This window comes from Psychrobacillus sp. NPDC093180 (assembly GCF_044754065.1).
GTDB lineage: Bacteria > Bacillota > Bacilli > Bacillales_A > Planococcaceae > Psychrobacillus.
In genome coordinates this window covers 60703-70805 of record NZ_JBIVOJ010000019.1, presented here as the reverse complement: position 1 = coordinate 70805, position 10103 = coordinate 60703, and the positions used below count along the sequence as shown (strand labels likewise).

Below are 10103 nucleotides of genomic sequence, written 5' to 3'. Positions count from 1 at the left end.
AAAGGGGATAAGCATGGAGGAGCCGTATGCGATGACCCGCACGTACGGATCTGCGAGAGGCGCATGAATTAATTTTCATGCGCCTACTCTATTGTGATCACATATGTCCATTCATAAAAGAGCAACTTAGCAGAGGTTACTTGCAACGTTAATGTCCATATGCGCAACATTCGGGGGCATTTGCGCAACGATTAAGAAAATGAGTCAGAAACGTCTTTATCTCAGCTCAAGTAAACTTGGTATTTGAAGGAGTTGGTTGCTTTCATAAGTAATTTAGTTGCTCTCGTGCTGAACTGGTTGCTTTCAGACTAAAACTGGTTGCTTTCAATACCCAATTGGTTGCTCACATGTTGATTTAGTTGCTCTTAGACATTTACTGGATGTACAAGAGGGGGAACCGGATTAAATATTCATTCCTCAGTGGAACGGTATTGATAGGTAAGCGATTTGCAATGTAATATCGGATAATACGTCGCTTATTTATCGTCTCACCCCAAGTAAACTTGCTGTTATACAGAGTTGGTTGCTTTCATGAGTAATCTGGTTGCTCTTAGCCATTTACTGGATGTACGAGAGGGGGGAACCAGATTAAATATCCATTCCTCAGTGGATCGGTATGGATAAGTAAGCGATTTGCAATGTAATATCGGATAATCCGTCGCTTATTTATCGTCTCATCCCAAGTAAACTTGCTGTTATAAGGAGTTGGTTGCTTTCATGAGTAATTTGGTTGCTCTCGTGCTGAACTGATTGCTTTCAGACTAAAACTGGTTGCTTTCAATACCCAATTGGTTGCTCTTAGCCATTTATTGGATGTAGGCGATTGGGAAACCGGCATTGTGTATAACACTCTCTATATTGGATCAATATGGAAGACAGTTTTTCTAAAAGACTGTCTTCTTTTATTTTGTCTAAAAGTGTGACATAATTCACTCATATGTATGGAAAGATTGGACGAGGTGAAAGAATTGGAAAGACTACAAAAAGTATTAGCACACGCAGGTGTCGCTTCTAGAAGAAAAGCAGAAGAATTGATTCTCCAAGGAAAAGTAAAAGTGAATGGGAAAGTTGTGACAGAGCTTGGCACAAAAGTTTCGAATTCGGATACAGTAGAAGTAGAAGGAGTCAAACTCGAAAAAGAACAAAAAGTATACTACTTACTTTATAAACCAAGAGGCGTTATTTCTGCAGTTACAGATGATAAAGGCAGAAAAACGGTTACTGATTTATTGCCACATGTAAAAGAGCGACTATATCCGGTCGGAAGATTAGATTATGAAACATCTGGATTGCTACTCCTAACAAATGACGGAGACTTTTCGTATGCTCTAACGCATCCTAAATTTAAAGTAGACAAAACCTATGTCGCAAGAGTAAAAGGAATTCCATTAAAAGAACAATTAAGACCATTGGAACGTGGAGTAGTATTAGAAGATGGAAAGACTGCACCTGCACGAGTTAAATTATTATCGAGTGAGCGAAAAACAAATAAAGCGATTGTCGAAATAACGATTCATGAAGGTAAAAATAGACAAGTTCGTCGTATGTTCGATGCAATCGGTTTTCCAGTCCAAAAGTTAAAACGGGAACGATTTGGGTTTTTAACATTACATGGTTTAAATGCCGGTGAATGGAGAGAGCTAACAACGCATGAAATTAAGCAATTACGCGTTTTAGCTGAAACTGGAAAAATAGGTAACTAATACTTGAATGTTCACAAACCATTCAAATGTCGGTCCATTTTAAAATGTATATTTTGGTATAATATATGTCGACGATGCTTAGGAATGGAGGAGCAATGATGGCGCAATCTAAAAAGAAAAGATTTTATATTCGAACTGCTGTTTTAGCAGTACTGACGATAGCCATCGTCTTTACAATATACTCAAACGTAACGAAAGAAAAAAATGCTGTCCTTCGTGAAGGGGACAAAGCACCTGATTTTGCTTTGGTGGATTTGGAAGGGAACGAACATCGACTTTCTGACTACAAAGGTGAAGGCGTTTTCTTAAACTTTTGGGGTACTTGGTGTAAACCATGTGCAACGGAAATGCCCGCAATGGACAACCAATATCATGTCTATAAAGATCAAGGTGTTCAAACACTAGCTATTAACATCGGAGAGTCCCAATTAAAGGTGAATAGCTTTAAAAATAGTCATGGTTTAACGTTTCCTATTGCAATAGACCAAAATAAGAGTGTAATGCAGTCTTATAATATTGCCCCTTTACCAACTACTTTTTTGATAAATCCGGATGGCCGGATTGAAAAAATCATAAAAGGGGAAATGACGGAGCAAGATATTGCAGATTTTATGGAGCAAATTAAACCATCCTAAAGGAGTTTTATAGATGGACAAGATAGTTTGTACATGTGGTAATGTGAACCCGGCTGGGACATTGTTATGTGAAAGCTGTGGACGACCATTAAATAAAGAGACAGCAGAGAAGAAATTAGTAGATATGCGTTATGAAGGCTCAGCAAGACGTTCCCAAACATACAATAAAACGATTATAGATAAGGTATGGAACTTCTTTTCGAGTGTCAAAGTTGGTGTGTGGCTAATTGTCCTTATTCTTGTTGCTGCATCAATTGGAACCATCCTTCCGCAGGTTTTTTACGTTCCGGCGACAACAGAAGAAGATATAGCTGCTTACTATGAGCGAATTTACGGCACATTTGGAACACTATATTATAAGTTAGGATTGTCGGACTTATATAGTTCTTGGTGGTTCCAAGGGCTTATTGGGATGCTCGGGATTTCCTTGATCATCGCGAGTCTAGATCGGGTTATTCCACTTTATAAATCCCTCAAGAAACAAAAAACGAAGAGGCATTTTAGCTTTTTGAAACGTCAACGCATTTATGGGATTGGAAACATCGAAAATGGGGAAGAATCTATTAAAAAAGCGGAAGAAAAGCTAAAGACTATGCGTTATAACGTGAAACGCGAAGGTAATGCGTTACTCGCTGAAAGAGGTCGCTTCTCTCGTTGGGGTCCTTATATTAATCATTTAGGTCTTATTTTGTTCTTATTTGGTGTCATGCTTCGTGCGTTACCAGGTTTTTATGTCGATGAGACGATGTGGTTACGTGAAGGAGAAACGCTATATATTCCAAAAACGGAAGGTTATTTCTTAGAAAGTAAAGAATTTATCTATGAAACATATTCAAAGGAAGAATCGGAAGAAGTATTTGGAGATGCTATTGATCGTGTTGGAACGATTGCTAAAAATTATCAAACAAACGTCGTATTACATAAAGGACCAGAAGGAGCAGTTGCTGGCCATTTAGATGATTTAACTTTTGAAAAAGAAGCGGCTATTCAAGTGAATAAACCGCTGAAGTTTGACAATTTTTCTGTTTTCCAAATGGATTTTCGCTTAGATGAATTGGCATCTATGACATTCCAACTGCAAGATAAAGAAACAGCCGAAAGTTTTGGTGAGTTTACGATTAATTTGGCGGATCCAAAACCGGTCTATGAATTATCAGATGACGCCAAAGTGGAAATTTTAGATTACTACGCAGATTTTACTGGATTTGAAGATGGGGTGCCGCAATCTCAATCACCGCTTCCTAACAATCCAGCATTTCTAGTGAAAATGTATACTCCGGAGTTTCCAAAAGGAGAAACAAGCTTTGTAATGATTAAAGAAACGCTGGAACCGCTTGGAGAAAATCAACATAAACTTGCTTTCCAAAGTGTCGAAACTAGAGACGTTTCTGGTTTAACTGTTCGTAAAGATTTAACACTTCCTATTCTTATGCTTGGCGGTCTTATCTTCATGATTGGGGTAGCGCAAGGGTCGTATTGGAATCATCGACGTATTTGGATACAGCAATTAGAGGATGGGCAAGTCGTAGTTGCAGCGCATACGAATAAAAACTGGCTCAGCATCAAGAAAGATATGGATGCAGTTTCTGAAGTTGCAAATCTTCCGAAATACGAAGATCAACAAGATGAGGATTCTAAAGCGGAGAAAGAGGAAGGGGTTTAATAATGGTAGAAGTAAGTAGTACTTTATTATTTATTGCGTTCGTTGCGTATTTAGTAGCAACCTTTTTATTTGGAGGCGCTGTAAAGAGTTCGAGCTCTAAAGCTTCGAAATCTTATGAACGCTGGGGTAAATTAGCCATTACTGTTACAATTATCGGATTTTTATCCAATATTGGTTACTTTATCACTCGTTGGATAGCAGCTGGACATGCTCCTGTCAGTAACTTGTTTGAGTTTACAACCGCTTTTGGAATGTTGGTTGTTGGTGCGTTTATTTTAATTTACTTTATTTATAGAATTACAGCACTTGGACTTTTTGCATTGCCGATTGCTATCATCATCATTGGTTATGCGAGTATGTTTCCAAAAGAAATTACGCCATTAATACCGGCGCTTAAAAGCTATTGGTTAACGGTTCACGTTATAACTGCGGCACTCGGAGAAGCAATATTAGCGATTAGTGCGGTGGCAGGTCTCATCTACTTGCTTAAAAATATTGATATGACTAAAAAGTCAAAGCAACGTTTTTGGATCGAAGCTGTCATGTTTGTAGTTGTATTAGTATTAGGTTTTATAGTCGCTACAACTTCTTTCACATTAGCAGGTTATAAAGCAGAATTTAACTATGTAAATAAAGAAGAACAAGTATTAAAAATGGAATATCATATGCCACCGATTTTTGGGATGAATGAGTCGGAAGCTATTACTGAAAATAGAATGCAGCCGTTAATGGAGATGCCGCCTCTAGTAAATGCGAAAAAACTGACAGTCGTAACATGGTCTGTTATCTTCGGAACGATATTATATATCTTGCTTCGTTTAATCTTGAGAAAACGAATTGCAGCTGTTTTACAACCATTTACGAAAAAAGCGAACTCTCAATTTATGGATGAAATCGGTTATCGTTCGGTATTGATCGGTTTCCCTGTTTTCACTCTAGGAGCACTTATTTTTGCGATGATATGGGCACATGAAGCTTGGTCTAGATTTTGGGGCTGGGATCCAAAGGAAGTTTGGGCGCTTATTACTTGGCTATTCTATGCAGCATTCCTTCACCTTCGTTTATCAAAAGGGTGGGAAGGCAAGAAATCTGCATGGTTGGCATTAATCGGGTTTATCATCATCATGTTTAACTTAGTAGCGGTTAACCTGATTATTGCTGGACTACATTCATACGCTTAATAAGAAAGCGTAAGTACCTATGGAAGTAAAGTATGGTCAGTAAACTATGTGAGAAAGCTAAACTAATTGAAAAGCTCTTATCTCCCATTAAAGAGGTAAGGGCTTTTCTTTCCATTTGGTGATACTAATTGTACAATATAGATTAGAAGTTGATAGAAGGGTCTGATATTATGTCTGAAATGATTAAACTATTAGTAGTGGACGATGAGGAAAGAATCCGTCGTTTATTGAAAATGTATTTAGAAAGAGAAGGCTATGAAGTAGAAGAAGCAGAGAATGGAGAAGTCGCTCTACAACTTGCACTAGAATATGATTATAATTGCATCCTATTAGATATTATGATGCCCGAAAAAGACGGGATTGAAACGATGACGGAGTTACGCACACATAAAGAAACTCCTATCATTTTGTTAACAGCAAAAGGGGAAGAGGCTAACCGTGTAGAAGGCTTTGAACTGGGAGCAGACGACTATATAGTGAAACCTTTTAGCCCAAGAGAAGTGGTGCTCCGTGTGAAGGCACTTTTAAAACGATCAGCTGCACTTTCACCTGTACAAGGCCTGTCCACATCAAAAGATATCGTGGTATTCCCGCATCTTACAATCGATCATGATGCACATCGTGTTACTGCTGATGGTGTGGAAGTGAGTTTAACACCAAAAGAATATGAACTACTATACTTCTTAGCAAAGGCGCCTGATAAAGTATTTGATCGAGAGCAGTTATTAAAAGAGGTATGGCATTATGATTTCTTTGGTGATTTAAGAACGGTCGACACACATGTAAAACGATTACGCGAAAAGTTAAATAGAGTATCTGAAAAGTCTGCGAAGATGATTGTGACTGTGTGGGGGGTAGGCTACAAGTTTGAAGTTATCAATGAATAGAATTTGGAATAGTGTTGTCGGGAAGCTATGGTTAACCATATTGCTTCTCGTCTTATTTGTGCTGTTTATCGTCACTGTCTTAATGTTAGAGTTTTTGGAAAATTTTCATACAGAACAAGCGGAGGAGTCGCTTAGACAGGAAGCTGCAACAATAGGGAAAATAGTGCAGCAATACGATCAAATAGAAGACTCCATGCAAATTATTCAAAATATTCTTGGAGCAGAAACAAGTGCTTTAATCGTACGAAATCCGGAGTCTGTATTTTTATCGGTACATGAAGGTTTAAACAAAGAGGTTTTTCAAGAAAAATTATTAAAAGATGAAGACCTAGCGAATATCTATACAGCAAATAACACGATTATTAAAAAGATGCTTATGCCTTCCATGTCCGAGGAAGATCGAATGGAGAACTATATTATCCTTGCCTCTCCTTTAGAATCCGATAAGGAAATACACGGTGCGGTCTTTATTTATCAAAGCTTAGAAGTAGTTAATAAGACTTCCAATCATACTACGCGCATTGTCTTTTTATCTGGATTCATCGCATTATTACTTACGACCATGTTCTCATTCTTTTTATCTTCCAGAATTACCGCTCCCCTTCGATCGATGCGAGAAGCAGCATCCGAGCTTGCAAAAGGAAATTTCGAAACGAAAGTTACTTATGTACAAAGGGATGAAATTGGTGAGCTGAGTTCTGCGTTTAACCGAATGGGAAGTCAGCTAAAACACCACGTAGAAGTGATCAGCCAGGAAAAAGAACAGCTTTCAAGTATTCTTACGTCTATGACAGATGCGGTTATCACATTTAATAAAGATTTGACCATTCTTGTTAGTAATCCACAAGCCGATCAGCTGATTCAAAAGTGGTATGCAAACAATGAAACAGCAGACAACTCTAATTTACCAGCAGAGTTATACCACTTACTTGACCATGTATTTCATTTAGAAGAAGAGATTGATGAAGAATTAGAAATAAAAGGCTCCTATTTTTCCGTTTCTATCAGCCTTCTTTACAGTAAAGAAGCGGTCCGCGGTGCAGTTGTTGTTCTGCGAGATATGACTGAGCAGCACCGTTTAGATAAAATGCGTTCAGACTTTATCGCAAATGTTTCCCACGAGCTAAGAACACCTATTTCGATGCTTCAAGGGTATAGTGAAGCGATTATTGATGACGTAGTGACAACCGTAGAAGAACAAAATGAAATGATTCGCGTTATTTATGACGAATCTAAACGAATGGGAAGATTAGTAACAGAATTACTAGATTTAGCACGTTTAGAATCGGGTTACCTAAGCATATATAAGGAAGACGTTTCTGTCGTGCCAACAATTGAGCGTATTACGCAAAAATTTGATCAAATTGCTAAAGAAAAAAATATCGGTCTATATTTTGAGCATACATTATCAGAGAGTATTCATTTGCAACTGGATGAGGATCGAATGGAACAAGTACTTACTAATTTAATCGATAATGCCCTTCGACATACGCCTAAGGACGGCTCAGTGACGGTAAACTTATCTAAAATAGCCGGGCATATAGTAATTCAAGTAAAAGACACTGGATATGGGATTCCAAAAGAAGATTTACCATATGTGTTCGAACGTTTTTATAAAGCGGATAAAGCGAGAACTAGAGGGAAAAGTGGAACAGGTCTTGGACTTGCAATTGCCAAAAATATTGTCGAACGGCATGACGGTAGTTTATCCGTAGAAAGTGAAGTTGAGGTAGGAACAACATTCATTATTAAATTACCTTTAAGCGAATAATGTGAAACAAAACGGTACATGAAACGACTAATTAGAAGAACGGGGGGAGCTTATGAATGACTCCGTTTTCCACCGCTTGTATGATAGTTATCATCAAGACGTTTTTCAGTTTCTTATTTATTTGGTGAAAAATAGGCAAACTGCGGAAGACTTGGTCCAAGAAGTATATGTACGGGTAATAAGGGCTTATAGTAAATTCGAAGGAAAGAGTTCAGAAAAAACTTGGTTATTTTCCATCGCTAAAAATGTGGCGATTGATCATTTTAGGAAACAAGCAGTGCGCAAGAAAAGATTATTTGAATCATTTGATTGGGAGACAATGCAGCTCACATCAAACGAAATGCTACCAGAGGATTCAGTTCAGCTTAACGATGAAATGAAAGCATTACTCGTAGCTCTTGACGATTGCACAGGTGATCAAAAAATGGTCATCATTATGCGTTATTTTCAAGAGCTTTCCATAGCAGAAACAGCACAAGTATTAAGTTGGACAGAAGGGAAAGTGAAGACAACGCAACATCGTGCGATCAAAGCACTTCGAGAACGATTATCTGTGCAAGAAAAGGAGGGTACAGTTCATCATGAGCGATAGAAAAAAAGAAGAGTCATCAATTGATGAGCTTCTACAAAATATGCCCAAATTTACAGATCATCGTTCCAAAGAAGAGGTGTATAATCGGGTAAAAATGGAAATAGAAGCTCAAGTCAAAGAAGAAAAAAGAAAAACAATAGTCATGTCATTTTCAAAATGGATGCCTTTTGTCGTTTCCGTTGCAGCGATTTTCCTCTTAACATTCCTTGTTTCTTCCTATACGAACCAAGAAGAAAAATCGATGTCCAACGACAGCACTGAATCATCAGAAAAGTTACGATCTATGGACGCAAAAGAAGAAAGTACAACCGTAACAGAGGACGAAACAACGGTCGAACAGGCAAATGAAATGACGGCCATGACGAAGATGCTGGATACTCCTATAGAGTTGATCCCACTCCATAAAACAACTTCTGTTTATGAAGATAGTTTAAATGGAGGTACCGTTTTTCATTTTTCATTAGTAGAGAATGCATTAACTGTTCCTATATCAATCATTATTCCAAAAGAACGTATGGAAACAGATTTCCCAGATAGGACACCAACTAGTTTGCAGTTGTATGAACGTTATGCAGCTCAGATTGATGAAGAAGCAATGGGATTTATGGAATATCATCCGTTTAAAGGGTATTTCGTAGCGGAAGGAAATGTGTTAAAGCATTATTTACCTAAGGACCACGGATACGATAGAGCATCAGGGTCTACGACAACCTATGAACAATCATTGAATGAAATATTTACTGATTTTGATTCAATTTTACCCGTAAATGAAGAAGGTACGACAATAGTATGGGATCAAGCCGGTGAGATAAAGGAGCCGAGGAAGTTACCTGGTTCTTCAGGTCACTACAATTATTATATCTATCATGCAAGTAACGGCGAGGATTATTTGACTCCTAGTTTTGGAAATGCGTATAACTCGCTTTCTGAAGCGATGCTGGCAATGAAAGATGTAGAAAATGATTTTTATACATCGGTTATTCCTTCCGATGTTTCATACACATATTCGGAGCAGAATGGTATACCAGTCGTGCGCTTTGATGAACGACTTGATTTAGAAGCGTTAGATCCGTTTGCAACAACGAGGTTAATCGAAGCATTTGCTCTAACAGCTGCAAGCTTCGGTGAAGAAGTAATGCTTGAAAATGTAGTACAGCAGCAGTGGGCAGAATTCGATTTAACGAAACCTTTACCAGTTCCGCTTGGACCGAATGGGTTTATTGTTAGTGAATAATTTTGTTTTGAATGCGTGGAAGGGATGACCTAGTCATTTCTTCCTCGCATTTTTTGGTGCTTATGAATTTTTGAAAAAGAGATATAGGATCAATTTATATAATTTTACGACCGTGTAAATCCAATAAATGGCTAAGGGCGACTAATCAGTCATGGAGACGGTGATCATTGCTAAGTAGTATACCCTGAATAGGAAGTGTTTCGCTTCTCATTTATCCAGTTATTGGTTAAGGGCAACCAATTATCATTGAAAGCAATCAATTCTAATCGGAAAGCAACCAAATCAGCAGGAGAGCAACCAAATTACAAAGAGAAGCAATTAAATTGCGAATGAAAGCAACCAATTCTTAGAATAGCAAGTGTACTTGGGGTGGGACGCCGCTTATACCGCATAGTAACCCAAATAGTCAACATATTGCTGCTTATTTATCCAGTAAT

8 protein-coding genes are annotated in these 10103 nt (G+C 38.0%); all 8 read left to right on the top strand.

Annotated elements, in window-relative coordinates; all coding sequences use genetic code 11:
* Positions 1–968 precede the first annotated feature (968 nt).
* The 8 genes from ACIP9W_RS21080 (at position 969) to ACIP9W_RS21045 (ending at position 9666) form a co-directional block, all read left to right on the top strand.
* The gene (locus ACIP9W_RS21080; RefSeq protein ID WP_142537244.1) at positions 969–1703 is read left to right on the top strand and encodes a pseudouridine synthase; all 735 of its coding nucleotides are present in this window, start codon (positions 969–971) and stop codon (positions 1701–1703) included.
* Between the two features lie 98 nt (positions 1704–1801).
* Positions 1802–2338: a thiol-disulfide oxidoreductase ResA gene (gene resA, locus ACIP9W_RS21075; protein ID WP_400793121.1), complete on the top strand. Its 537-nt coding sequence runs from the start codon at positions 1802–1804 to the stop codon at positions 2336–2338.
* A gap of 13 nt (positions 2339–2351) precedes the next feature.
* Positions 2352–4001, top strand: a complete 1650-nt coding sequence (gene resB, locus ACIP9W_RS21070; RefSeq protein ID WP_400793116.1) for a cytochrome c biogenesis protein ResB — start codon at positions 2352–2354, stop codon at positions 3999–4001.
* A 2-nt stretch (positions 4002–4003) separates the two neighbouring features.
* A complete protein-coding gene (gene ccsB, locus ACIP9W_RS21065; protein WP_400793114.1) occupies positions 4004–5182 on the top strand; it encodes a c-type cytochrome biogenesis protein CcsB in 1179 nt (392 codons plus the stop codon).
* A gap of 170 nt (positions 5183–5352) precedes the next feature.
* Positions 5353–6069 carry a response regulator transcription factor gene (locus ACIP9W_RS21060; RefSeq protein WP_282243921.1) on the top strand — a complete coding sequence of 239 codons (717 nt, stop codon included), beginning with the start codon at positions 5353–5355 and terminating at the stop codon, positions 6067–6069.
* Positions 6062–7840, top strand: coding sequence for an ATP-binding protein (locus ACIP9W_RS21055; protein ID WP_400793119.1), 1779 nt, complete (start codon positions 6062–6064; stop codon positions 7838–7840). The genes ACIP9W_RS21060 and ACIP9W_RS21055 overlap by 8 nt, the downstream gene beginning before the upstream one ends.
* Positions 7841–7892: 52 nt before the next feature.
* Positions 7893–8432, top strand: a complete 540-nt coding sequence (sigX, locus tag ACIP9W_RS21050) for an RNA polymerase sigma factor SigX (protein WP_282243920.1) — start codon at positions 7893–7895, stop codon at positions 8430–8432.
* A complete protein-coding gene (locus tag ACIP9W_RS21045) occupies positions 8422–9666 on the top strand; it encodes a hypothetical protein (protein WP_400793112.1) in 1245 nt (414 codons plus the stop codon). Before sigX ends, ACIP9W_RS21045 begins: the two co-directional genes overlap by 11 nt.
* Positions 9667–10103 lie beyond the last annotated feature (437 nt).